Annotated in this window: 26 protein-coding genes, 1 pseudogene and 1 riboswitch; of the genes and pseudogenes, 20 read left to right on the top strand and 7 right to left on the bottom strand. The window is 64.1% G+C overall.

Annotation, left to right across the window (positions count from 1 at the left end):
• Positions 1–58: 58 nt before the first annotated feature.
• Entirely contained in the window at positions 59–355 is a 297-nt protein-coding gene (locus LB532_RS05805; protein WP_140642896.1) for a hypothetical protein, read from the top strand.
• A 43-nt stretch (positions 356–398) separates the two neighbouring features.
• Here LB532_RS05805 and LB532_RS05810 read toward each other — a convergent pair whose 3' ends face one another.
• The 3 genes from LB532_RS05810 to LB532_RS05820 form a co-directional block, all read right to left on the bottom strand.
• Positions 399–650 carry a DUF982 domain-containing protein gene (locus LB532_RS05810; protein ID WP_140582358.1) on the bottom strand — a complete coding sequence of 84 codons (252 nt, stop codon included), beginning with the start codon at positions 648–650 and terminating at the stop codon, positions 399–401.
• Positions 651–737: 87 nt separating this feature from the next.
• A complete protein-coding gene (locus tag LB532_RS05815; RefSeq protein ID WP_140642897.1) occupies positions 738–1,181 on the bottom strand; it encodes a GFA family protein in 444 nt (147 codons plus the stop codon).
• Positions 1,182–1,263: 82 nt separating this feature from the next.
• The gene (locus LB532_RS05820; protein ID WP_115144153.1) at positions 1,264–1,443 is read right to left on the bottom strand and encodes a DUF3606 domain-containing protein; all 180 of its coding nucleotides are present in this window, start codon (positions 1,441–1,443) and stop codon (positions 1,264–1,266) included.
• 401 nt (positions 1,444–1,844) lie between these two features.
• Between LB532_RS05820 and LB532_RS05825 the strand changes: the two genes are divergently transcribed.
• Positions 1,845–2,273 carry a DoxX family protein gene (locus LB532_RS05825; RefSeq protein ID WP_140642899.1) on the top strand — a complete coding sequence of 143 codons (429 nt, stop codon included), beginning with the start codon at positions 1,845–1,847 and terminating at the stop codon, positions 2,271–2,273.
• On the opposite strand, the gene LB532_RS05830 is transcribed toward LB532_RS05825, so the two are convergent.
• Positions 2,274–2,579: a hypothetical protein gene (locus LB532_RS05830; protein ID WP_140499979.1), complete on the bottom strand. Its 306-nt coding sequence runs from the start codon at positions 2,577–2,579 to the stop codon at positions 2,274–2,276. It abuts the gene before it with no gap.
• Between the two features lie 252 nt (positions 2,580–2,831).
• On the opposite strand from LB532_RS05830, the pseudogene LB532_RS05835 reads away from it, so the two are divergent.
• The 4 genes and pseudogenes from LB532_RS05835 to msrA all read left to right on the top strand — a co-directional run bounded on the left by LB532_RS05835 (position 2,832) and on the right by msrA (position 5,385).
• Positions 2,832–3,479 (top strand): annotated as a pseudogene (locus LB532_RS05835) (glutathione S-transferase family protein).
• A 513-nt stretch (positions 3,480–3,992) separates the two neighbouring features.
• Positions 3,993–4,373: a hypothetical protein gene (locus LB532_RS05840; protein ID WP_140644375.1), complete on the top strand. Its 381-nt coding sequence runs from the start codon at positions 3,993–3,995 to the stop codon at positions 4,371–4,373.
• The gene (locus tag LB532_RS05845) at positions 4,366–4,683 is read left to right on the top strand and encodes a hypothetical protein (protein ID WP_140644374.1); all 318 of its coding nucleotides are present in this window, start codon (positions 4,366–4,368) and stop codon (positions 4,681–4,683) included. The genes LB532_RS05840 and LB532_RS05845 overlap by 8 nt, the downstream gene beginning before the upstream one ends.
• A gap of 183 nt (positions 4,684–4,866) precedes the next feature.
• Positions 4,867–5,385 carry a peptide-methionine (S)-S-oxide reductase MsrA gene (msrA, locus tag LB532_RS05850; RefSeq protein ID WP_140644372.1) on the top strand — a complete coding sequence of 173 codons (519 nt, stop codon included), beginning with the start codon at positions 4,867–4,869 and terminating at the stop codon, positions 5,383–5,385.
• A gap of 154 nt (positions 5,386–5,539) precedes the next feature.
• Here the strand turns inward: msrA and LB532_RS05855 are convergent, their stop codons facing one another.
• A complete protein-coding gene (locus LB532_RS05855; protein ID WP_140644370.1) occupies positions 5,540–5,857 on the bottom strand; it encodes a hypothetical protein in 318 nt (105 codons plus the stop codon).
• Between the two features lie 218 nt (positions 5,858–6,075).
• Positions 6,076–6,189, top strand: a riboswitch (TPP riboswitch).
• On the opposite strand from LB532_RS05855, the gene LB532_RS05860 reads away from it, so the two are divergent.
• The 4 genes from LB532_RS05860 to LB532_RS05875 all read left to right on the top strand — a co-directional run bounded on the left by LB532_RS05860 (position 6,180) and on the right by LB532_RS05875 (position 9,427).
• On the top strand, positions 6,180–6,788 hold the full coding sequence (locus tag LB532_RS05860) for a YkoF family thiamine/hydroxymethylpyrimidine-binding protein (RefSeq protein WP_140630751.1): 609 nt from the start codon (positions 6,180–6,182) through the stop codon (positions 6,786–6,788). Its footprint overlaps the riboswitch before it by 10 nt.
• Before the next feature lie 98 nt (positions 6,789–6,886).
• Positions 6,887–7,642, top strand: a complete 756-nt coding sequence (locus tag LB532_RS05865) for an ABC transporter permease (protein ID WP_140644391.1) — start codon at positions 6,887–6,889, stop codon at positions 7,640–7,642.
• Positions 7,639–8,406, top strand: coding sequence for an ABC transporter ATP-binding protein (locus LB532_RS05870; RefSeq protein WP_140644368.1), 768 nt, complete (start codon positions 7,639–7,641; stop codon positions 8,404–8,406). The genes LB532_RS05865 and LB532_RS05870 overlap by 4 nt, the downstream gene beginning before the upstream one ends.
• Complete coding sequence (locus LB532_RS05875) at positions 8,399–9,427, top strand: ABC transporter substrate-binding protein (protein ID WP_140644366.1); 1,029 nt, start codon at positions 8,399–8,401, stop codon at positions 9,425–9,427. Before LB532_RS05870 ends, LB532_RS05875 begins: the two co-directional genes overlap by 8 nt.
• A 145-nt stretch (positions 9,428–9,572) precedes the next feature.
• Here LB532_RS05875 and LB532_RS05880 read toward each other — a convergent pair whose 3' ends face one another.
• The gene (locus tag LB532_RS05880) at positions 9,573–13,385 is read right to left on the bottom strand and encodes a tetratricopeptide repeat protein (RefSeq protein ID WP_224556444.1); all 3,813 of its coding nucleotides are present in this window, start codon (positions 13,383–13,385) and stop codon (positions 9,573–9,575) included.
• Positions 13,386–13,439: 54 nt separating this feature from the next.
• On the opposite strand from LB532_RS05880, the gene LB532_RS05885 reads away from it, so the two are divergent.
• The 10 genes from LB532_RS05885 (at position 13,440) to LB532_RS05930 (ending at position 22,447) form a co-directional block, all read left to right on the top strand.
• Positions 13,440–13,604 (top strand): DUF3309 family protein, encoded by a 165-nt coding sequence (locus LB532_RS05885; protein ID WP_023757858.1) that lies wholly within the window; start codon positions 13,440–13,442, stop codon positions 13,602–13,604.
• 434 nt (positions 13,605–14,038) lie between these two features.
• Positions 14,039–14,764 (top strand): GntR family transcriptional regulator, encoded by a 726-nt coding sequence (locus LB532_RS05890; protein WP_140644362.1) that lies wholly within the window; start codon positions 14,039–14,041, stop codon positions 14,762–14,764.
• A 3-nt stretch (positions 14,765–14,767) separates the two neighbouring features.
• The gene (locus tag LB532_RS05895) at positions 14,768–15,820 is read left to right on the top strand and encodes an ADP-ribosylglycohydrolase family protein (RefSeq protein ID WP_140644360.1); all 1,053 of its coding nucleotides are present in this window, start codon (positions 14,768–14,770) and stop codon (positions 15,818–15,820) included.
• Complete coding sequence (locus tag LB532_RS05900; protein WP_140644358.1) at positions 15,817–16,800, top strand: PfkB family carbohydrate kinase; 984 nt, start codon at positions 15,817–15,819, stop codon at positions 16,798–16,800. The genes LB532_RS05895 and LB532_RS05900 overlap by 4 nt, the downstream gene beginning before the upstream one ends.
• 39 nt (positions 16,801–16,839) lie before the next feature.
• Entirely contained in the window at positions 16,840–17,901 is a 1,062-nt protein-coding gene (locus LB532_RS05905; RefSeq protein ID WP_140644356.1) for an ABC transporter substrate-binding protein, read from the top strand.
• Between the two features lie 64 nt (positions 17,902–17,965).
• Positions 17,966–18,835, top strand: coding sequence for an ABC transporter permease (locus LB532_RS05910; protein WP_140644354.1), 870 nt, complete (start codon positions 17,966–17,968; stop codon positions 18,833–18,835).
• Entirely contained in the window at positions 18,835–19,623 is a 789-nt protein-coding gene (locus LB532_RS05915) for an ABC transporter permease (protein ID WP_140644352.1), read from the top strand. The genes LB532_RS05910 and LB532_RS05915 overlap by 1 nt, the downstream gene beginning before the upstream one ends.
• Positions 19,623–20,687 carry an ABC transporter ATP-binding protein gene (locus tag LB532_RS05920; RefSeq protein WP_140644350.1) on the top strand — a complete coding sequence of 355 codons (1,065 nt, stop codon included), beginning with the start codon at positions 19,623–19,625 and terminating at the stop codon, positions 20,685–20,687. The genes LB532_RS05915 and LB532_RS05920 overlap by 1 nt, the downstream gene beginning before the upstream one ends.
• A 57-nt stretch (positions 20,688–20,744) precedes the next feature.
• Complete coding sequence (locus LB532_RS05925; RefSeq protein ID WP_140644348.1) at positions 20,745–21,995, top strand: aconitase X; 1,251 nt, start codon at positions 20,745–20,747, stop codon at positions 21,993–21,995.
• Positions 21,992–22,447 (top strand): aconitase X swivel domain-containing protein, encoded by a 456-nt coding sequence (locus LB532_RS05930; protein WP_140644346.1) that lies wholly within the window; start codon positions 21,992–21,994, stop codon positions 22,445–22,447. The genes LB532_RS05925 and LB532_RS05930 overlap by 4 nt, the downstream gene beginning before the upstream one ends.
• Before the next feature lie 113 nt (positions 22,448–22,560).
• Here the strand turns inward: LB532_RS05930 and LB532_RS05935 are convergent, their stop codons facing one another.
• Positions 22,561–23,583: a LacI family DNA-binding transcriptional regulator gene (locus LB532_RS05935; RefSeq protein WP_140644344.1), complete on the bottom strand. Its 1,023-nt coding sequence runs from the start codon at positions 23,581–23,583 to the stop codon at positions 22,561–22,563.
• Positions 23,584–23,611: the final 28 nt, after the last annotated feature.

The following is a 23,611-nucleotide window of genomic DNA, read 5'->3' on the forward strand; positions in this document are numbered from 1 at the left end:
GCAAGCCATCGACTATCGGCGGCCGGTGAGGGCGGCCCAACCCGGAAAGGAGGCCGAGATGAGACTTCTCGCCATCATGTCTGTCAGCCTGATGCTCGCCGCGCCCGCCGCGGCGCTGGCACAGGCCGAGCAGCAGAACCCCGACAAGCAGGCGCCCAGCGAAAAATGCCGGGCCAAGCCCGACGGCAACCAGCAGCCGACCGACAACACGCTGACCGAGACGCTGAACGATTGCGGCGGCGTGCTGAAGCCGCCGCCGACAGGCGACCAAGGCATGGCCGCGCCGGCGCCCAACGAAGGCAAGACGCCGGTGATCAAACCGGATGAAGTGCCGCCGCAGCCGCCGAAACAGTAGCCGGCGCCTTGCCGTTCCGGACGCCCCGTGGGGAGGCAGGCTGTCAGGGCTTGCCGTTGCCGGGCAGGAATTCCGCCTCGCGCCCGGCATCGATCATGGCTCGCATCGCCTTCTCGGCCGGGGTCCAGCCATCGAGGGCATCGCGGCAGCTGCGCCATGCGGCGCGGTAGCGCCGGCCATGCTTGCCGGGCCAGTCGCGCAGGCATTCCAGGCCTTCCCAGGCGCTGCGCACCACCCGCTCGCGGGCCGGTCCGACCTTCAGCCTGACCGGACGGGGAAAGAACTTGTCGTTCACGGGGATCTCCATTGAAACTGAGGCGCCCGATAACGCCGGCCGATGTCCCGGGGTTCCGTCGCGGCCGCTCAACTTTTCGACTAATTTTCAATCGCGGGGAGCGGCGTCCGACAGCAGCTTCGGCGGCGGGGGGCCGGGAGCCTGCGCGGCGGGGCGGTCGTGCTCGAACTGCTCAGTATCCGGCAAGGCATGCAGCCAGGATTCGCGCCGGCCGATCCACAATTCGTACTCCGGCACCAGCTCGGTCGGCACCACGTCCAGGCTGCCGATCATCACCTCGGCTTCCTCGTCGGTGAGCGAGGCGACACGGCTGCCGCAGGTCGGGCAGAAGCTGCGGCCGGCATAGGCTTCGAGAATGCCCGATGCTTCGAAGGCCTGGCGCGGCCAGATGGCGTAGGCGGCAAAGGCGGAGCCGCTGGTCTTGCGGCAATCCTTGCAATGGCAAAGGCCCACCCGCAGGGGCGGGCCGCTGACGGTGAAATGCACGCCGCCGCAAAGGCAGCTGCCGGTTCTGCGCGCGGTGTCGGGCATGGTCGTTGCCTCCAACCATTCGGTTCCGCAATGCGCCCGGGGTCTTGCCCCGGGCAACGCTTCCAACGCCGGTCGCGCCGAGCTATCCGCGCGCGGCCATGTGGTTGTCGAGCTTCTTCCTCGAGGGCCCGTAGCGCTTGATGATGGTCTGGGCCTCGCTCTGCGGGATGCCGTATTTGCGGGCGAAAGCGGCAACCTCATAGGTTTCCTCGCTCGAAACCAGTTTGCGATCCTGCTTGATCTTCGATTTGTCGTCCGCCATGCCGAGCCTCACTTTCCACCCCCGGCGCGCCACCGTCGCGGCGCGACCCTGCGGTCATACATAACAGCATTTGACGCCGCTGGTTCCATAGCGGCTTTCGCAGGCTTTGGCGAACACGGACCGGAATATCGGCTCCGCTGCCTCAGGCCGGCTCCAGGCGCATGGCGGCGAGATACATCAGGACCGATGCGGCCCACTCTATCAAGGAGCCGGCAAACCGGGATCCGGGTTTTGCGGCAGCGGGCCCGATCGAGCGGCGCCGATCGCGACATCCGGAAAAAACTTCGGCGGATATGTCGGATGCGCGGTGCGTGGCGCGTCCTAGGAGCAATTCCAGGAAAGCTCCGTAGCGGTTTCCAGCCGGAATCGGGTAAACAAGCAAACGAAACGGGAGAACAACCATGCCGTCGCCAACCGTCCAATCGCCGTGGCAGACCGCCGCCTTGCTCATAGGCCGCCTGATCTTCGCAGCCGTCTTCCTGATGGCGGTGACGTTCAAGTTCATGGGCATGGGCGCCACCGCCGGCTATATCGCCGCCGCCGGCTTTCCGTTTCCGCTGTTCCTGGCCTGGTGCGCGGCGATACTGGAGGTGCTGCTGGTGATCGCTTTCCTCACCGGCGCCTTCTTCACGCCGGCCGCACTGGTCGCGGCGGTTTACGTGCTGTTCCTCGGCTTCGCCTTCCACGGACCGAGCCACTGGGCCGGCAACCAGGCGGAATTCGGCTTCTTCGTCGACCATTTTTCCTTCCTGGCCGGACTGCTGTTCGCCGCCGTGCACGGGCCGGGCCGCGTGCTTTCGCTCAATCCGGGATGGCCGGGCAGGGCGTAGCTACATCTGGTCGTTATAGGGTTCCTTCATCTGGCCGACCATGCGCGCCAGCTTCGAAAAGGACGGCATGTCAGCTTCCGGCTGGCACTGGTTGGCGAGCTCGAGCAACCGGATCGGGAAATTGACGGCGTCGCGGCTCGACGCCGACATGCCCTCGGACCGCTCCTCGCTGGTTTCGCCGGCTTCGGCCTTGCGCAGGGCGATGTCGATCTCCTCTGATGTCAGCACGCCCTTCCTGACCAGGACGTGGTTGATCGATGCGACGGCCATCAGCAGGCCCTCGAGTTGCAGGTTGGCGACGTTCATGGCGGTTGCTCCCATCGGTGAGGCGCGTCACGCTGAACAGGGCCCGTGCGACGCACTTGCAGGTATCGGCCTACGCATGTCGCCCAAAACCGAGGTCGCTTTGAGGCAGCGTGCATAGGCGTTCAGAACGCGCGGGCATCCATTCGCGATCCGCGCCCGGCAAGGAAAATAGTTCAAGACCGATGTCGGGCTGCCGCAGAGGCTTGTTCGTCATCGCCAGGAAGCCGGGAAACAGGCAAGGAAGCGGATGCGATGACAATTACCATCACGGCATTCAAACGGTCGCCCGACGGCGGCAAGGGACTGGCGCGCGACACGCGCGTTCGCTGGGCGCTCGAAGAAGTGGGCCAGCCCTACGAGGTTCGTCTTGTTTCTCATGCTGACATGAAGGCGCCCGACCATCTGGCCATCCAGCCCTTTGGCCAGATCCCCACCTACGAGGACGGTTCGCTCTGCCTGTTCGAGACCGGCTCGATCGTCTTTCATCTTGCCGAGCGGTATCCGGGCCTGTTGCCGGAGGATCGCGACGCCCGCGCCCGCGCCATCACCTGGATGTTTGCCGCGCTCAACACCGTCGAGCTGCCGATCCTCGAACTGACGACGGCAAGACTATTCGAGGCCGACAAGCCCTGGAGCGAGGAGCGCCTGCCATTGGTGTAGGACCGCGTTCGCGCCCGGCTGGACAGGCTCTCGGCCCATCTGGGCGGCGCCGACTGGCTCGACGGCGCGTTCAGCGCGGGCGATCTGTTGATGGTATCAGTGCTGCTGCGGCTCAGAATGTCGGGCCTTCTGGACGAATATCAAAACCTGGCTGCCTATGTGGCCCGCGGCGAAGCCCGGCCCGCCTATGCCAGGGCGTTCGCCGCGCAATTCGCGGTCAATGCTCCAACAACCAACTGATAAAGCCGGGCGGGCCGGGGAGGATCACGCTGGGACCGACGAGATAGGATTTTTTTCTTAAAAGCTGTTGACGGGGTGAAGGCAACTATGCTATGTTTTTATCTATGGTGCTGAGTTGCGCCGATGACCCGCCCCCGAGGCGGGTTTTTGATTCTGGCGGGTGCTGTGCTCCAGGCCTGTTCAGGCCATGCGCACATTTCTTCTCCTGATCAATTCTCGGCCCTTCGCGATCTCCACAGCAAGGCTCCGGTTCGTAAGTTCGACCGACCCTGCCTGCCCATTTGCCGTGACGGCGGCGTTCGCTGCGCCGGGAATGCCGAAAAGTCTATAAGGAATTTTTTCCTAAAAGCTGTTGACGGGGTGAAGGCAACTATGCTATGTTTCTATCTATGGTGCTGAGTTGCGCCGATGACCCGCCCCCGAGGCGGGTTTTGTGTTTTTGGTTTTGCCCTTCTCCTCGAACGATGGCGCCCTACGGCGTTTCGAGCCTGACGACTATCCGCGAGAAATCCCATGCCACGCTATGCCACCATCATCACCGGGGATGACGGCCTTGAGGTCGTCAGCGCCATTGGCGAATTCGAGGGTGCGGCACCGCAGACGCGGCTCGGCCGGATCGAGCCGGTCGCAACCGGCGTGCTGATCGGCATGGTGCGGGACGCGGCCGGCGGCTTCGCTTTCCCGCAGCCAGCGATTCATAGCGGCGCCATCGGCCTCGCGATGGCGGGCCTGAAGGGCCTGCCGGGCGCCGCAAAGCTTGCCGGGCGGCCGAAGGGCGGCACGAATGCCAGGAAGAAATCCGCCCGCTCGAAGAAGAAACGGGTCCGGTCGGTCAAGTCCGTGCCGTCGAAGACCAAGGCCGGCGACGCCGACGCGGTGACGGGCCATGGCTGACGAAACCGCCGCAGTGCCGGCGCGCGGAAAGGGGCGCAAGCCGGCCGCCGGCCGGAGCGCCGCGCCGGAGACCCGCCGCAAACGCCCGAAGAAAACATTGGGCGACGATTTTCTCGCCGCCGTGCGCGCCGATTTCCGCGCCCATGGCGCCGGCGTCATCGCCGAGGTGCGGGCCGACAAGCCGGACCAGTATCTGAAGATCGTGCTTTCGGTGCTGCCCAAGGATTTCGATGCCGCCGTCAACCATCTGGATGCCCTCTCGGATATCGTATTCGAGGTCGTGGTGCGCAGGTTCAGGCCTGGGGAGTGACGCCGCGCGCCCGTGGTGATCGGCAGCAGGACGCGCCCGTCGACTGGACGAAGCCGACGACAATGCCCATCTATGGGAAATCCTGGAGCGGCTGTCATAGCGCCGGGCCTCCAGTTTTATCGTGCGCAATTCCGGACGGAAACGGCTACAACCTTTCCCGGAGCTGCTTTGGGGAGATTTGATATGGCGACTTCAAGCGAACGCGCGGTGCTTGCCGGCGGCTGTTTCTGGGGCATGCAGGATCTGATCCGACGCATCCCGGGCGTCCTGTCCACGCGCGTCGGCTACAGCGGCGGCGACGTGCCTGATGCCACCTACCGAAACCACGGCACCCATGCCGAAGCCATCGAGATCAATTTCGATCCCGCCAGGGTGAGCTACCGTACGCTGCTGGAGTTCTTCTTCCAGATTCATGATCCGACGACACGCAACCGCCAGGGCAACGATGTGGGGATGAGCTACCGTTCGGCGATCTACTACACCAGCGATGAGCAGAAGCGCGTCGCCGAAGACACCATCGCCGACGTCGACGCCTCAGGCCTGTGGCCCGGCAAGGTGGTCACCGAGGTGGCTCCGGCCGGCGCGTTCTGGGAAGCCGAACCCGAGCATCAGGACTATCTGGAGAAATACCCGAACGGCTATACCTGTCATTTCGTCAGGCCGGGCTGGAAGCTGCCGGTTCGCGAAAAGGCTGTTTCGTAGGCGCCGGATCGAACAAAGCCCGGTTCCTGCCAGGCTCGGCCGATGACGGGTTGCATTTCAGGCGCCAGCCTGTTCGGCGAGGGTGATACATCCAGAGACGGAAACGCCACGGAACAGGCGCCCCGTGGCGTTCTCCAGCAGTTCCGGCCAATGGCTACTTGCCGCAATGCTTGTCATTGACGGTCGGCGAAGCCGTGCCCGGAGCGGTGTGGCTGGCATCCGGCTGAGCACCTTGTGGGCTGGCCGGACAGTTCCGGTCCGCGTTCGAATTCATGCCGTCGGGCATGACGGTCGTGCTGCCGGTCGTGCCAGGATCCACCGTGTTCGGCGATGCCGGCGTGTTCGGGTCGACTGTGACCGACTGGCCGCTGCCGGGCCCATTATTGGCGCCGTTTCCGCCAGCACTTTGCGCCATCGCCGAAGTCGCGAGACCAATTGTAAGAGCCGAAGCTGCGAGGATTTTCATGAACATGGTTTGTCTCCATTTCTGTGAAGTCTTCGCTCGTTTCTACGAAGTTCGTCGCGTCTGCGACTATAGGGACAACCCCTCGTAGTGGCGAAGGTTCCGGACAAATTTTGCCCTTATGGCCGGGCCCGACGGAACCGCCACAATCAGCCCTGGCGCAATGCATTTCCGGCGATGGCCCTGAAAAAACAGCTTTCATAGCTACCCGATTGGTGCTTTAACGCGCCCATCCACAGGGGTGCTCCGTACGGTCGGGGCTGAGACGGGGGCGGCAAGCCCACAGACCCTAGAAGCTGATCTGGGTAATACCAGCGGAGCGAGGCGGGCGATGTTTTCAGGCGCACAGATTTCCCTATATCCGATGTCCGGCGATTTTGTCGGCGTCATCCTTGGCGCGCTCGGGGCACTGGACCCCTATCGTGATCGACTGCGGATCGAGACCGACGATATCTCGACCTTGCTGGTCGGGCCGCCCGAGGTGCTGTTTCCTGCCATGCGCGACCTGTTCGTGGCGGCAGCGCGCAGCGGCAAGCATTGCGTGCTTTCGGCCGCCATCTCGCGCGGCTGCCCGGGCGAGCCGGACGATCCGATCTGCCGCTCCGACGCGTTTGGCGGACCTGCCGGGCCGCTCGGCCCGCGCAAGGAAGCCGCTATCGCCGCCGTGCGCGGCGTAGCCGCCACCGGCCAGCCGGCGGCGGCGCAGTTCTCGCTTTATGTCATGGGCACCGACGACCACATGGACGAGATCTATGGCTGCATCGACTTCCTGAAGCAGTCGGGCGTATATGAGCGCTCCAAGCATTTCTGCACAAAGTTGCGCGGCGACGCAGGCGCCATTTTTACCGCACTCAACGAGGCCTTTTGCCGCTTCGGGCCGGGTGCCGGCCACGTAACGCTCGACGTCACCGTCTCGGCCAACAGCCCCACCGCCGTCTGACGGCGCGCCCCGCGCCATCCGCTCCAGGTACCTGCGTGTCCTCCCCGTCCGCCCCTTCGCGTCCGATCGTGGACCTCATCGCCAGAACCGCTCCGGCGATGCTTTCGGTGGGGCTGCTGCTGGCCGCGTGGGAACTCTATGCGCGCTTTGGTGGCATCAAGCCGACAATCCTCCCGGCGCCATCGCGCGTCTTCGCTCAGGCAATGCTCAACCGGCACGCGCTGGCCGATAACGCCGTGCCAACCCTCCGTGCCACGCTCGCCGGCTTTGCCTGTTCGCTCGGCGCTGCCTTTGTGCTGTCGATATTGATCGACTTCTTCCAGCCATTGCGGCGCGCCCTTTTTCCGGTCTTCGTGGTCAGTCAGACCTTGCCGCTGGTGGCGATTGCACCGCTGGTGGTGCTGTGGTTCGGCTTTGGGCTGATGCCCAAGATCTTGCTGGTGGCGCTGGTCACCTTCTTTCCGATGTTGGTGGCTTTGGCCGAAGGCTATGAGGCGACGGAGGCTGAGATCGGCCAAATGCTGCGCGCCCTTGGGGCAGGGCGCTGGCGTGTCTTCGTCCTGGCGCGGCTGCCCTCGGCGCTGCCCTACTTCTTCGCCGGTGTCAGGATCTCGATCACCTATGCCGTCGTTGGCGCCATCTTCGCCGAATATGCGGGCGCGGCGAAGGGCCTCGGCATCTACATGCTCAACGCTAAGAACAACTTCCGCCCGGACCTGGTGCTGGCCGCCGTCGCCGTCAGCGCCGTGCTGACGCTCATCCTGTTCGGGCTGACGGTGCTGGTCCAGCGCCTTGCCATGCCATGGGAACGGGCCGCCGGCGGGCGGGCCGCAGGAAGGGAGCCTTGGCGATGAACCGGCTCGAACTGCGGCATGTGCGCAAGGCCTTCCAGGGGCTCGACGTGCTTGCCGACATTTCGCTCAGCGTCGGCGCCGGCGAATTCGTCTCCATTCTGGGCCCCTCCGGAGCCGGCAAGTCGACGCTGTTCCAGCTTCTGATCGGCGCGCTTCACGGCGAGGGCGAGATATTCTTCGACGGCAAGCCGCTCGACGACCACGGCCGGCATTTCGCTTTCATGCCGCAGCGAGACGCGTTGATGCCTTGGCGGCGCATTCTCGACAACGCCACGCTCGGGCTTGAGGTGCAAGGCGTCCGGCGCAAGGCTGCCCGCGCTCGCGTTGCGCCGCTGTTCGACAAATTCGGGCTTGCCGGTTTCGAACGGCATTTTCCGGCGCAGCTTTCCGGCGGCATGCGCCAGCGCGCGGCCTTGCTGCGCACCGTGGTGCAGGAACGCGATATGCTGCTGCTCGACGAGCCGTTCGGCGCGCTCGATGCGCTGACCCGCGCCGCCATGCAGCGCTGGTTGGAACAGATGTGGCGGCGCCACTGCTGGACGGCGCTGCTGATCACCCACGACGTGCGCGAAGCTGTGTTCCTGTCCGACCGCATCTATGTGCTGTCGGCGCGGCCGGCGCGCGTCGTCGCTGAGATCAACGTGCCGCTGCCGCGTCCACGCGAACTGGCCGGCGGCGCTGCACGGCAGGCCGGCACCCTCGAAGCCGAGATCCTCGACATCCTCCTCAACCCGAGCCACCACAAGGACATGGACCATGACTGACCTGACGCGCCGGCAAGCCTTGCTGCTCACTGCCGCTGCTGGCCTTCCCCTTGTAGCCCGGCCAGGCCGATCTCTTGCCCAGGCGGCCGCCCGGAAAGTAACGGTGGCGCTGGACTGGACGGTCAACACCAACCATATCGGCCTGTTCGTCGCCCGCGACAAAGGGTTTTACAGCGAGGCCGGCCTAGAGGTCGACATCCTGCCCTACAGCGATACCGGTGCAGGCACGCTGGTTGCCAACCGCGTTGCCGATTTCGGCATCAACGGCTCCATTGGCCTCTTCACCCAGAAAACCGCCGGCGCCGATCTCAAGGCGGTCTATGCCGTGGTGCAGTCCGAGACCGGGCGGCTGGTGTTCAATGCAGCGCGCGACGAGATCAAAAGCCCCAGGGATCTTGACGGCCTGACCTATGGCGGTTTCGGCAGTGCCTGGGAAAACGCGCTGATCTCGACCATCATCCGTCACGACGGCGGCAAGGGGGCTTTCGAAACGGTGACGCTCGGCACGTCCGCCTATGAGGCGCTGGCCAACGGTTCGGTCGACTTCACGTTGGAGGTCTCGACCTGGGAAGGCGTCGAGGCAGAACTGAAAGGCATAAAGCAGCGCAGCTTCGTCTATGCCGATTACGGCGTGCCCGACGAGCATACGACGCTGATCTCGTCGAGCGAAGCCTATCTGTCGGCAAACCCGGAACTGGCGTCGGCCTTCATCCAGGCGACGCGGCGCGGCTATCAATTCGCCGTCGATCGTCCCGAAGAAGCCGCCATGCTGCTCATCGCCGCCAACAAGGATGCCCTGACCAGTCCGGCATTAATCCACGCCTCGCTGAAAGCGCTGATCGACGGGCACTATCTGCGCGGGCAAAACGGCGCCATCGGCAGCATGGACCCGGCCAAGATGGAAGCGATCGGTTCCTATCTCGTGGCGGCCGGCATTCTGCGCGATGGCGATGGTAAGATTCTGACGCAAAGCCCGAATTTCGCTGAATATTTCAGCAACGCGCATCTGGGAGGAAGCTAATCTCTTCGTTTTGACGGGGACAGCTTTCGCGATCTGATAGAGCAGGGCGGTTTTGATATGCCGCCCCGGCTCGCCTTGCAGCGACAAAGCGGCCGCGTAGAGTTTCGCCACGGCCGGACAGAGGCCCTCGAATTCCCGGCTGACATTAGTTTGCCCCGAGGCTCAGCGCCTTCTTGCGGTCGGCCCGAGCACGCTTGTGGTTGCCCTTGGCTTCCCACGCCCGGCTCCGCGCCTCGTAGAGGCCGGCAAAGTTGGGGTCGAGCTTGATGGCCCTGTTGAGATCGGCGATGGCCCCGTCGTAGTTCGCCTTGGTCGTCCGGATCACGCCTCGGCCATAGTATCCGCGGACGTTGTTGCGATCGAGGCTTAGCGCCTTTTCGAAATCACTATAGGCGCCGGCGCTATCGTGATTTGCCATCCGCACCATCCCTCGATCGGCGTAGACCTTTGCTTCGGTGGGGGCGAAGCTGATGGCCTTGTCGTAGTCCGCGAGTGCGCGGCCGTAATCTTGTTTCAAGGTATAATTCTGTGCGCGGCCGTAGTAGGTCGGGGCATAGTTCGGATCGAGCGCTATCGCCTTGCCGTAATCCGCGATGGAGCGATCGTATTCGTGCTTGGCATTCCAGGCCAAGGCGCGGGCGAAATAGGCGTCGCGGGATGCCGGGGCAATCGCAATCGCCTTATCCAACTGAGCGATGGCGCCGTCGTAGTCGCCCTTTTCATGCAACGTGTGAGCTTCGGTGAAAAACGCCTTGGCGGCCGGACGGGTATCGCCCGGTGCGGCCGAACCGGCGGTTGAACTAGCCGCGGTCGCCGCATCACGCTCTTTGCGGGCATCGGCATAGTTTGAATCGAGGCGTAGGGCTTCGTCGAGATCGGCGATGGCGCGGTCGTATTTCCCCTTCTTGTTCCAGCAGAAACCACGATTGTACCATGCCTCTGCGTCGGTCGGACGCAGACCAATCGCCTTTGTGGAATCGGCAATGATGCGATCGCAATCATGTTTGGCGGCCCAGCCGCGGCTGCGTAATATATAGGCGTCCGCATTGTCGGGTTGTAATGAAATGATCGCGCTCAGATCCGCGATGGCGCGGTCGATGTTGCCCTTCTGCTGCCAAAGCAAGGCACGATAGAAATAGCTGTCGATGAAATTCGGGTCGAGTTCTATTGCTTTAGTATGATCCGCCATCGCCCGGTTCGGATCGCCCTTCAGCGCGAAGGTGAAGCCGCGCAAACTATAGGCGCGGGCATTGGATGGGTCGGCGGCAACGGCGATGTCGTATTGCTCGATGGCGCGGTCGAACTGATTTTGAGAGCGCCAGATCGTGCCCAGGTCGATGGCATCTTCAGCCACCTTGTTTCGAACCCGACCGGTCGGCGCGGAGACGGGCGTTTTCGCCCTTGCCGCAACCGCCTGCTTGCGGCCTTTGCGGGCGATGGCCAGCTTTGGATCGAGCTTGAGCGCTTGGTCGTAGTCGGCAATGGCTCTGTTATAGTCGCCCTTGGCGAACCAGGCGCTGCCGCGCCCGAAATAGACAGGCGCGTAGGCGGGCTCTATTTCGGCAGCGCGATCGTAGTCGGCGATGGCGCGATCCAATTGGTCTTTCTTGCCCAAGGCAATGGCGCGGCCGAGGTAAGCGTCGAAATAAGCCGGATAGAGCTCGATCACCTTGCTGTAGTCCTCGATGGCTCCATCATAATCACCCCTCTCGGTGCGCGACACGCCCCGCCCGACATAGGCGGACGCCTTCCTTGGGTCGAGCGCGATCGCGCGGCTGTACTCGGCAATGGCGCGATCGTATTTGCGCTTGCTGTGGAATGCCTCGCCGCGATCCAGGAGCGCCTTGAGGTTCTTCGGATCCGAGCCGATGGCACCGAGCGTAGCGGCCGCCATATCGCCCTGTCCCTTCGCAGCCACAGCCGCCTTACGGGCGACCGCGTAATCGCGATTGTCGGGATCGAGCTTGATCGCCTGGCCGAAGTCGACGATTGCCTTGTCATAGTCCTTCCTGTCAGCACGCGCCATGCCGCGCCCGTAATGGCTGGCGTCGTCTTTCGGATCGATCTCGATGGCTACCGAATAGGCGGCAATCGCGCGCCCCGCGTCGCCCTTGGCGTGCCAGGCCATGCCCATGCAGAAGTAGGCGTCGCGCGCTTTTGGATCGAGTGTTGAAGCCCGGCTGCAATCGGCAAGAGCGCCTTCGGCATCGCCTGACGTGATCTTGGCGAGGCCCCGGCGAGAATGAGCCGCAGCAAAATTGGGGGCAAGCTGGATGACCGTGTCGTAATCGGCGATCGCTTGCTCGTAAACGCGTTTGGCGGCCTGGGCCTTGCCGCGGCCGTAATAGGCGAACCGGTTGTTCGGATCGAGCGCAATCGCTTTGTTGTAGGCGCCGATCGCCTGATCGTACTTGCCCATGTCCAGGAAAGCATCGCCGCCAAGGATCGCTTCGAGGGCGCGCGGGTCGGTCGCTTCCAGAGCCCTTGCGGTCAGCGTGTCTTGGGTGGCAGTGATATCCGGAACGACGGCTCGCTGCTTTTGCTGTTGGGTGTCCGGCAACAGCGCCGGCTTGCTTTGGTCGGCGGCAAGCTGAGCGCCGCAGCTTCCTGCCCGCGTCGGGTCAAGCTCGATGGCGCGCAGGCAATCCGCCGCCGCTCCGGCGCTGTCTCCCTTGAGTGTCCTTGCGCGGCTGCGCCCGAGATAGGCGTCCGCATTGTCGGGATCGAGGCTAATCGCCTTGTCGAAATCGAGAAGCGCGCCCTCGAGGCCATATTTCGACAGCCGCATCCCGGCGCGCTCGATCAGGGTCTTTGCGGCTGTGCGATCCCTGGTCGTATCCTTGGCGGCGGATAAATCCTCGCCGGGCGCCTGTTCAGCATCGTCACCGGTGACAGTGGGATCGAACTCACTCTCGGCGGCGCGGGCGATGCCGCGTTTGACATTGGCCAATATGTTGTTGGGATCGATACGGACCGCCTCGTCATACTCGGCCAGGGCCTGCTTCGAGTAGCCCTTCCTGTCCCAGGCGATGCCCAGGCCCGCATGCGCCTTGCCATTCTGAGGGTCCGCCTCGATTGCCTGTTGGAAATCGATGATGGCCGCGTCGGTCTTGCCCTTGTGCAGGAAGGCGAGGCCACGGTTGCTGTAGGCATCGCTGGAGGACGGCTCCAGACTGATGGCGATGTTGAAGTCCGTGATCGCGCGGTCGTCGTCTCCATTGCTGAACCAGTCGGCGCCGCGGTTGAGATATGCGGAAGCGTCGTTCGGATCGAGCGCGATCGCCTCGCTGTAGTCGGCGATCGATCGGTCGTATTGCTTCTGGTCGCCGAGAGCGACGCCCCGTTGGAAATAGGCTGTGGCGCGGCTGCGTGCCGGCTCTGCGGCGTCCTCCGCAATCGCGGAGCAGGCAACAATGCGCTTGTCCGGCTCGATGTCCTCGCCGAAGCAGGTTGCATAATCCTTCTCGGCTGCGAGCGCAGGCATGATCCGGGCGAGAGCGGCACCAAGCCCGGCTGAGGGCCACCAGTCGGGCGCAAGGCTCGTCAGCGCAATCGCGGCGGCGAGGAGCCCCGCATCCTTCCACCTCATCATATCGCTGGTCCCCCAAAACTTTAATCCGCCTTGGCAGCTCGGTTCTCTACTGTTCCTTATTTGTTCCAGAAATGCAAGCATGAATTGCAAATCCGCTTTCACAGATCTGACAACGCAAGATCGAAGATAAGTCGAAGTCGATCCGATCTTGACGGTTACCCCCGTTTTTGCTGTCGGCTTTTTCCTTAGAATCTCCCCGTTTACGCCGCAATCACGTTCCTTCAGCTTTATCGTATCCTGCGCGTCGGCCGGTCGGAAAGCCCCGCCGTTGCGGCAAGACTGCTGCAGAAATTGCGCCGTCGCCTTCTCGACGTCCTGCATTAGGTGGAACGCGAACGCGTTCAAAGCGTTGTCTGTGAGCAACATTCTCAACCCAGAAGTGCCGGAATCGGCGCGCAAGTGCCTGCGGGAGTGGAAGCCATGAGTCTTGGAACCATCCTTATCATCATCCTTATCCTCGCCCTGCTCGGCGGCTTCAGCGGCCTGGGCGGCGGTCCGTTCTACGGAACCGGTTATTATGGCGGCGGCGGGCTGGGGCTCGTGCTGCTGATCGTCATTATTCTGGTCGTGCTCGGACGCATTTAAGCGCGTCGTGCACGTCGTTCTCACAAGGCGAGATCCGCTTCGGGCGACATGCACTGGCCGCTGCTCGCGATCCCGTGACCATGTCGATGCCGGTCCGCACCGGATCGTGATGCAGGCAAACAGGCTTGTGATCGGGTCTCCGACGAAACTCCCGTAAGGTGATTTCGGTCCACACCCCCCGTGGAAAGCAAGAGGAGAGGTCCCACCCCTTGTCCTCCTCCAAGGCCCGCCCCGGTTCCCGGAGCGGGCTTTCTTTCTTCTGCCGATAGGATCACCACCGCAAGACGTCCAGAGTGGCGAATCCTTCTTCGTCGCCTGCAGCCAGCTGATCTTGGAAAGCAGTGCACCGCGCACATCCCGTCCTGCCATTGACAAGCTCGAGACATCAAGAGATCCTAAACAGGATTAGACAGGTTCACTATACAGGTACTTATATGAAGCGGAGCGCGATCAAACTGTCTCCCGGCACGGGCAAGCCCGAGCAGATCGCCACCGTCCTCGAACACGAGATCCGTTCCGGCGTGCTGGGTTTCGGCGACCGTCTGCAAAGCGAAAATGAACTCGTCCAGCGCTTTTCCGTCAGCCGCAACACGGTGCGCAAGGGGCTGGAGGAACTGTCCAGCCGCGGGCTGATCACCACAAAGGTCGGCATCGGGTCCTTCGTCACCTTTGACGGCAAGCCGGTCGATGATGCGATCGGATGGTCGCGCGCGCTGGCCAATGCCGGCGCCAACGCCGATACACGGACGCTGCGACTGGAGGTGATCGAGGACGCCGACCTTGCCGTGCTGCTAGGCATCGAAAGCCCGCTCTTCATCGCCGTCGACCGGGTCCGCACCAATGCCAGCGACGGCCATGCCATCTCCATCGAACGCAGCCGCCTGCCGCTGTCGCCCGAGCTGGAGGACGTGCCGCTGCGGGGTCTGCGCGAAGGCTCGCTGCACCAGACGCTGCGCGAAGCGGGGCTTGTACCCGACCATGGCGAGGAGTGGGTCGACATCGAGATGTTGAACGCCCATGACGCCGCTATCCTAGGCTGCCCGCAAGGCACACCCTTCCTGCGTGGCCGTCGCCTGACGCGCGCGGCCGATGAGCGGCCGGTCGAATATGTCACCAGCCTGCTCAATCCCGCCCATTTCGCGCTGCATATGAGGTTCTGAGCGATGCCGGACAACGAGCTTGAGATGGACCGCGCCATGGGTGCGCTCGTCGGCGGGGCGCTGGGCGACGCGCTCGGCATGCCGACGCAGCTTCTGTCGCCTCAGCGCATCGCCGAACTCTACGGCCATGTTGCGGATTTCGTCGCACCCTTCGCCGATCATCCGGTGTCGAAGGGGCTGCCGGCCGGGACTATCACCGACGATACCGAACAGGCGCTGCTGCTCGGCCGCATCCTGGTTGCTTCAGGCGACCGCTTCGAGCATGCGCGCTGGGTCAACGCGCTGCTCGGCTGGGAGCGCGAGGTCAAGGCGCGCGGCAGCTACGACCTTTTGGGACCGTCGACCAAGCGCGCCATCGACGCCATCAACAAGGGCGTGCCAGCCGAGGAGGCTGGGCGCGGCGGCGACACCAATGGCGCGGCCATGCGCATCGCACCGGTCGGCATCATGATGCAGCCGGAGCCGCTGGATGCGTTAGTCGACAAGGTGGCCGAGACCTGCCGGGCGACGCACAACACCTCGATCGCCATTGCTTCCGCCGCAGCGGTCGCGGCCGCCGTCAGCCGCGGCATCGCCGGCGGCGACTGGCGCGCCGCGTCCGACAGTGCCGTCGTAGCGGCGAGGCGAGGGGCGACGCACGGCCATTGGGTGACCGGCGGCGATATCGCCGCGCGCGTCGCCTGGGCGCAGGATCTGGTTCGCGGCAAGACCCCGCGAGATGCGGTCCGGCTGATCACCGATCTGGTCGGCACCGGCGTCGCCAGCCAGGAGTCCGTTCCGGCCGCCTTTGCGGTGCTGGAGGTCGCCAGCGGCGATCCCTGGCAAGCGGCGGTCATCAGCGCCAATCTCGGCGGCGACACCGACACGATCGGCGCCATCGCCGCCGGCATGGCCGGTGCCTGCACAGGTTTTGCGCGCCTGCCTCAGGAGCGCATCGCGAGCCTCAAGGGCATCGACATGTCGCAAGTGCGGGCGCTCGCCGCCGACCTCGTGGCGGCGCGGATGTCGAAGGGCCGCCCGGAGCGGACCGGACCCGGCAAGGACGCCGCAGCATGAGCGCGCGTCTCGTCCATATCGGCAGCGCGGTGGTCGATTATGTCTACCGCATCGATGCCTTGCCGGCGCCGGGCACGGAGAAGACGGCGTCGAGCTATGCGCAGGTCGCCGGTGGCGGTTTCAACATGATGGTCGCGGCAATCCGCACCGGCATGAAGGTGGTATTCGCAGGCCAGCTCGGCAGCGGACCCAATGGCGACTTCCTGCGCGCCGCCTTCGCCGCCGAAGATATCAACATTCTGACGCAGCCTTCTCCTCTGATGGACAGCGGCAACTGCGTCGCCATGATCTCCAGCGATGCCGAACGCACCTTCGTGTCGTGGCCGGGAGCGGAGAGCGTGCTCAGCCTCGACATGATGGCGCCGGTGCTGGTCTCGACCGAGGATTGGGTGTTCACGTCAGGCTATACGCTGAGCTATCCCGGCAGCCGCGACGCGCTCACCGACTGGATCGAGACGCTGCCGGCGGACATTCCACTTGTCCTCGACCCGACGCCGGTCGTTTCGGACATTTCGCGCGCCACCCTATCGCGGGTGCTCGCCCGCACGACCTGGCTGAGCTGCAACGCGACGGAAGCCACCGACATTGCGGGCCCGGGCGATGCCGACGCCCTTGCGGCGCGATTGCTTGCCGATCATTGTCCCAACGCCGACGGCGTCGTCATCCGCTGCGGCGCCAAGGGCTGCCATATCCGACTGGCGGGCGGCTCCGCCCGGACCATTCCCGCTTTCAAGGTGGCGGCGATCGACACCAACGGCGCCGGCGACACTCATATTGGCGCCTTCGTAAGTGCGCTCGCGCGCGGCATGCCGCCTTTCGAGGCGGCGCGCTACGCCAATGCGGCGGCGGCCATTTCGGTCACCCGCCATGGCGGTTCATCCGCGCCCACCGACGCGGAAATCCAGACTTTCCTGAGCCATGCCGACGGTCACTCGACCGGCGCGCGAGGCCAGGACCGGAAGGCCCATCAGACAGCCTGACAAAGCCCGGGAAGCGGGCAAACAAAGAGAGGAACGAACATGCGCATGCCTGACCTGACTGCTCTTTTGACGGCGACGGCCGTCTTCACCTCCGCACTTACCTTTGCCGCCAAGGCCGATGAAGTGCACGTGCTCAACTGGAAAGGCTACGGCGCCGACGAGCCATGGGCGGTTGCAGCCTTCGAGAAAGCGACCGGCCACAAGGTGGTCAACGACTTCTTCAACTCCGAACAGGAAATGCTGACCAAGATCCGGACCAACCCGGGCCTCTACGACGTCGTCATGATCAACGCCGCCTTCAACGACCAGGCGATGGCGGAAAAGCTGATCCAGCCCATCGACGTCTCAAAGCTTTCCAACTATGCCGACATCAGCAAGGACAAGGCGAGCTCGCCGATGCTCAACCATGACGGCAAGGTCTATGGCGTGCCGTGGGTGTGGGGGCTGACGGCGCTCGCCATCAACGAGAAATCCTTCGACAAGCCGCCGACATCGATCGCGGAAATGTGGGATCCCGCCCATAAGGGCCGCGTCGTCATCCGCGACGATGCCGTTGAGGCCGTGCAGTTCGGCGCCATCGCCACAGGCCAGAACATCAACGACATCAAGGATATGGATGCGGTCAAGACGAAGCTCACCTCGCTGATGCCGCATATCAAGACCTTCTGGAGCTCGGAGAACGACTGGAACCAAATGGTGGCTTCCAATCAGATCGACATCGGCACCTATTGGAGCGGTTCGGCCGACCGCGCCAAGACCCATTTCAAGCTGCCGGTCTCGCTCGTGATCCCGGAGGAAGGCGCCGTCGCCTGGCTGGACGCCTTCTCCATCCCGGTCGGCTCCAAGAATGTCGCGGGCGCCGAAGCCTTCATCAACTACATGATCGACCCGAAATTCTATGTGGAATGGGTCACCAAGGTCGGTGCACCGGTGTCGGCCAACGCCAAGGCGGTGGAAGCGCTGCCCGAGGATGCCTTCAACCGCAAGGTGATGGGTGATCCCGCAGTCGCCAAGCGCATCCAGTTCCAGGCGCCGATCACCGATGCCCAGCGCGAAGCTTATCTTACGCTCTGGCAGCAGCTGAAGGTCGACGTGAAATAAAACGCGTGTCGGGGCTCCGGTGTTCGCGCCGGTTGGTCCTTCCAATCCGGGGGAGGAGGATAGCATGGCAGCAGAGGGCGCGGTCGCAGCGCGCGGCGGGCTGAGATCGGCGCTGCCGCTGCTGGCGCCCGCCTATCTCTGGCTGACGGTGGCGATCTTCCTGCCATTGTCGGCCATGGTGTTCTTCTCGTTCATGACCGACCTGCCGCTGACGGGAAAGCCGTGGGCGTTCACGCTTGGCAACTACGCCGCCTTCTTCTCGCAAAGCCTCTACCTGACACTGCTGCTTGCCTCGCTGCGCCTCGGCCTCGAGGTGACCTTGTGGTGCATCGTCATCGGCTATCCCGCGGCTTACGTGCTGGCCAAGGTGCTGAAGGGGCGCAGCCGCGAGGCGATCTTCCTGCTCGTCATCCTGCCGTTCTGGTCGAACGGGCTGGTGCGCATCTTCTCCTGGGCGATGGTTTTGCGCGAGGGCGGCATTCTTGACACCGCGCTCAACGCCGTGCTGCCGTTCAAGATCAACATCGATCTCATGTATTCCTATCCGGCGATCATCATCGGACTGGTGCACTCCTATGTACCGTATATGGTGCTGACCTGTTATCTCACTTTGCAGGCGATCGACGATTCCTTGATCGAGGCCGGACGCTCGCTCGGCGCCTCGCGGTTGCAGGTGCTGAAGCGCGTCATCATCCCGCTGTCCATGCCGGGCCTGGTGGCGGGAGCTGCCCTCATCTTCGTGCCGGTTGTCGGCTCCTTCATGGAGCCGCGCATCCTCGGTGGCCGCAGCGGCACCTTTTACGGCACGGTGATCGAGGACCAGTTCGTGGCCGTGTTCAACTGGCCGCTTGGGGCGGCACTCTCCTTCATCCTGCTGGCAGTGGTGCTGGTCATTCTGGCGCTGGCCGCACCGGTGCTGCGGAGGGCCGCGTGATGGCGACGACGCGTATCCTGGAGTGGCTCGGCCGCCTCTATATCGCGGTGCTGCTCGCCTTCCTGTACTTGCCCATCCTCATCATGGCGCTGATGTCGTTCAACGTCTCGCCCTTCTACCAGCTGCCGTTCGAGTGGACGACGGAATGGTACGCCTCGCTGTGGCAGAACGACCAGCTCATCGCCGCCACCTGGAACAGCATCGAGATCGCCATGATTACGACCGTCATCTCGACCGTGCTCGGCTCGGCGGCGTCCCTGGCGCTCTACCGCAATGAGTTCCGCGGCAAGAAATTCCTGCAAGCGCTGCTGTTCCCACCGATCGCCATTCCATGGCTGATCACCGGCACGGCGATGCTGATCTTTTTCTTTGGCATCGGCATTGGACGCGGGCTGTTCGCCATCCTGCTCGGCCATGTCGCGCTGGCATTGCCCTATGTCATCGTCGTGGTCTCGGCCCGGCTGCAAACTTTCGCACCGGAGCTGGAAGAGGCGGCGCGCTCGCTCGGGGCCAACCAGTGGCAGGTGACGAACCGCGTTACGCTGCCCTGGATCATGCCGGGTGTGATCGCCGGCGGGCTGTTTGCGTTCGCCGTCTCGTTTGACCAGTTCGTGGTGTCCTACTTCCTGGCGACGCCGGGACAGACGACGCTGCCGGTCGAGATCTACGCCGCGATCCGCAAGGGTTTCACGCCCGAGATCAACGCGGTCTCGACGATCATCATCGTGGTGTCGATGGCGCTGATGCTGCTCACGGCGCGCTTCTTCAAATTCGGCGGAGAGAAATAATGGCCGGCGTCCAGGTATCCAACGTCTCGCGCAGTTTCGGCGCGCACAAGGCGCTGGACGACGTCTCCATCGATTTCGCCGATGGCGGCTTTTACGCGCTGCTCGGGCCATCGGGCAGCGGCAAGACCACGCTGCTGCGCCAGATCGCCGGCTTCGATTTTCCCGACAGCGGCCGCATAGCCATCGGCGGCGAAAGCGTCGAGCGGGTGCCGGTCGAAAAGCGGCGCATCGGCATGGTGTTCCAGAACTACGCGCTGTTCCCCAATATGAGCGTCGCCGACAATGTCGCCTTCGGCCTGTCGGTGCGCGGCGAGGCCAAGGCGGCGATTGCCACCGAAGTGCAACGCGCGCTCCACCTCGTTCAGCTCAGCTCGCTCGGCGGTCGCAAGCCGCATCAGCTCTCCGGCGGCCAGCGCCAGCGGGTCGCGCTGGCGCGCGCCATCGTCACCAAGCCACGCGTGCTTTTGCTCGACGAGCCGCTCGGCGCCCTCGACAAGGCCCTGCGCGTCGACATGCAGATCGAGCTCAAGCGCATCCAGCGCGAGATCGGCATCACCACCATTTTCGTCACCCACGACCAGGAAGAGGCGCTGACGATGAGCGACCGCATCGGCATCTTGCGCGACGGCCGGCTGGTGCAGGAAGGGCCGCCGGAGGAGATCTACGACCGGCCGAAAAGCGAATTCGCCGCCACCTTCCTCGGGGATGCCAACATCTTTCGCGGCGATACCACCGGCAACGGCATCCGCTTGCCGGACGGCACGACGATCGCCGCCCAGGCCGGCGCCAGGCTTGCCGCCGGGGCCAAGGCAAGCTGCGCCGTACGCCCGGAGCGCATTCGGATTGCCCTTGATGCCGGGACTTCGGACGGTGATGCCAACATACTCAAGGGCCGGGTTTCCAAACGCATCTTCGCCGGCAACAACAGCACCTACTTTGTCGAGCGTGCCGGCCAGACGCTGAAGGTCATCGTCCAGAACACCGGCGCTGACAGGCTGGCGGAAGGTCAGCATGTCGTACTACGCTGGTCGCCGGAGAGCACGGTGTTGATCGCGGCGGGGTAGTTCACTGGACTGTTGGCGTTCCTGCGCGCCATAAGACGAGCACGGGCCGGAGCGCCAATGACGTTGGAATTGACTGCCGAGGACCAATCCATGCTCGATGGCGAGCAAGGGCCGTCGGCGGCCGCGGCCATGAAGATCCTTGTCGCCTTTTCCAAAGCCATCGGAGCAGAGAGCCTCCTCGACATTGCCGGCGCCCATATTGATGGCTGCCTCTATCACGGCAAGGCAGGGCTCGATTTCGTCGAACGGCTGGTCGAAGGCGGCGGCCGCGTTCAGGTGCCGACGACGCTCAATGTCGGTTCGTTCGATCTCATCCATCCCGGTCTGGTGAAGATGCCGGCGGCGGAGGAAGCGCCGGCGCGGCGGCTGATGAAGGCGCATATCGAGCTCGGCTGCCAGGCGACCTTTACCTGCGCGCCCTACCAGACGCAGTTCCGGCCCGGTTTCGGCCAGCAGATCGCCTGGGGCGAATCCAACGCCATCGTTTTTGCCAATTCGGTGATCGGCGCGCGCACCAACCGTTATGGCGATTTCATCGACCTGTGCTGCGCCATCACGGGCCGCGCGCCGGCCTGGGGCCTGCATCTGAGCGAGAACCGGCGCGGCCGCATCCTGTTCGATCTGGACTTTGCCGAGCCAGAGCCGAGCGACGCCCTGTTCGTCGGCGTCGGGCTGATCATCGGGCAAGCCAGCGGCGATCGCGTTCCGGTTATTACAGGCCTGCCGCGGCCGCGCGACGAGGACCAGCTGAAGGCGCTGGGCGCGGCAGCCGCGACTACCGGCGCCGTGGCGCTGTTCCATGCGGTCGGCATCACCCCGGAAGCGGGAACGCTTGACGAGGCGTTCCATGGTGAAGCGCCGGAAGAGACGATCCGCATCACGCGCGCCGATATCGATCATGCACTGGCCAGGCTGTCGCGCGTACCCGACGGGGCGCCGCTGGCGGCCGTGTCGCTGGGCACTCCGCATTTCTCGCATGCGGAATGGATGCGCCTGCTGCCGTTGCTGCGCGCCGTCGCGCCGGGCAGGGGAATCCCGATCTATGTCAACACCGGTCGCGCGACGCTGACGCGATTGCAGGAGGAGGGCGCGCTTGATGGCACACAGGCGTTCGGCCTGATCCCCGTCGCAGACACCTGCACCTATGTCACCGCGATTCTGGAACGGCTCGACGGCGTGGTGATGACCAATTCCGGCAAATGGGCGCATTACGCGCCGGGCAATATCGGCGTGACGGTTGCGTTCGCGGATATGACGGATTGCATCCGCTCCGCCGCGGTGGGGCATGTCGTGCGAGGCGCGTCATGACCGCGCCGGTCGAAACGGGCGTCGAGCGATCCGGCACCTTCCAACTGGCCGGCAGTGCCGAGGGCCGGGCGCTGGTGTTTTCGCAGCCGCTGAGCTTCTGGGGCGGCATTGACGCGGGGACCGGGGACATAACGGATCACTCGCATCCGGGTCTCGGCCAGAACGTCGCCGGGAAAATCCTGGTCATGCCGAGCGGGCGCGGCTCCTCGTCCTCATCCTCGGTGCTGGCCGAGGCGATCCGCAGGGGCACGGCGCCTGCCGGCATCCTGCTGGAACGGCCGGACCCGATCCTGGCGGTGGGCGCCATCGTCGCGGAATTTCTCTACGGGATCGGCATGCCGCTGGTGGTCTGCGACATTGGGGGCATTATCTCGGGAGAGCGGATTGCGATCGATGTTAGCGAGGATGGCGGGGCGGTTGTTCGCAACGTCCAGGGGACGAGCGCTCGCTGACAGCGTGAGCGCTGCATCCTGCTGGCCGACCAGGCGTGTCACTACCCAAGTGACTCAACTGACACGCCTGAATCTTTGTTTTTGTGCATACGGCGCCAACTGCCGCGCGCCCTTCAGATCTCCGGGATGTTCTCCTTGAAGATCACCTGCAGCCTCGGCTGGTGTAGTTCGTAGGGCAGTGCCCGGACCGCATGGGTCAAGGTGTTGAGCGTTTCGCGCGCCTCAACGCGCGGGTTCTGGTCGATGACCGCGTCAAGCGTGCCGTCGAGCAGAAGCTCCTTGGTACCCTCGGTTACCTCATGGCCGAGGAAAACCATCGACTGCGCGCGGCCGCGCTCCTTGAGCGCGCGGGCAATGCCGGTATTGCCCGCGCCTACATTGTAGATCGCGGCCAGATCGGGGTGTCGCTCCAGAAGGGCTGATGCCTCCGAATAGGCCTTCTCGCGGTCGTCAAGCATCTCGCGCATCTCGACGATCTCCAGATTGGGCGATTCCTCGGCCAATATGTGGCGAAATCCCATCTCGCGTTCCTCATGGCCGCGATAGGATAGCGAGCCGGCGAACAGCGCCACCTTGCCAGGACGTTCCGAGCCCATGAAACGGTTGAGCAGGTAGCCGGCCAGCCGCCCGGCGGCCCGGTTGTCGATGCCGATATACGCGACCCTTGGCACATGCAGGATGTCGGAGGCGATGGTCACCACCTTGACGTCGTTGGCCGATAGCGAGCGGATCGCCTCGCGCACCGTCGGATGGTCGAGCGCGATGACGCCGACGCCCTGCGTCTGGCCGCGCAGATCCTGCAAAAGGCGTGCGAGCCGGTCGGGATTGAAGCCCTCAATCGTGGCGATATGGACATCGAGATCCGGCCGCGCCAAGGCTTGGGCTTCGATGTGGCGATGCAGCATCTTGATGAAGGAATTGGTGCCGGCCGGCAGCGCGAAGTCGAGCCGGATGACATCGCCGGACAAGGGCTTGAGAGGCGCCCCGCCTTCGGCGATGTAGCCAAGACGCTGCGCCATTTCGAGCACGATTTCGCGCGTGCGCGCCCGCACACCCGGACGGTTGTTGAGAACACGGTCGACGGTGGCGGCGGAAACGCCGGCTTCCCGGGCTATGTCAGTCAGGGTGGAACGCACCGTCTTTCATCTCCTCAATGCATCAGGA

This window comes from Mesorhizobium sp. ESP-6-2, from assembly GCF_020164675.1.
Classification (GTDB): domain Bacteria; phylum Pseudomonadota; class Alphaproteobacteria; order Rhizobiales; family Rhizobiaceae; genus Mesorhizobium.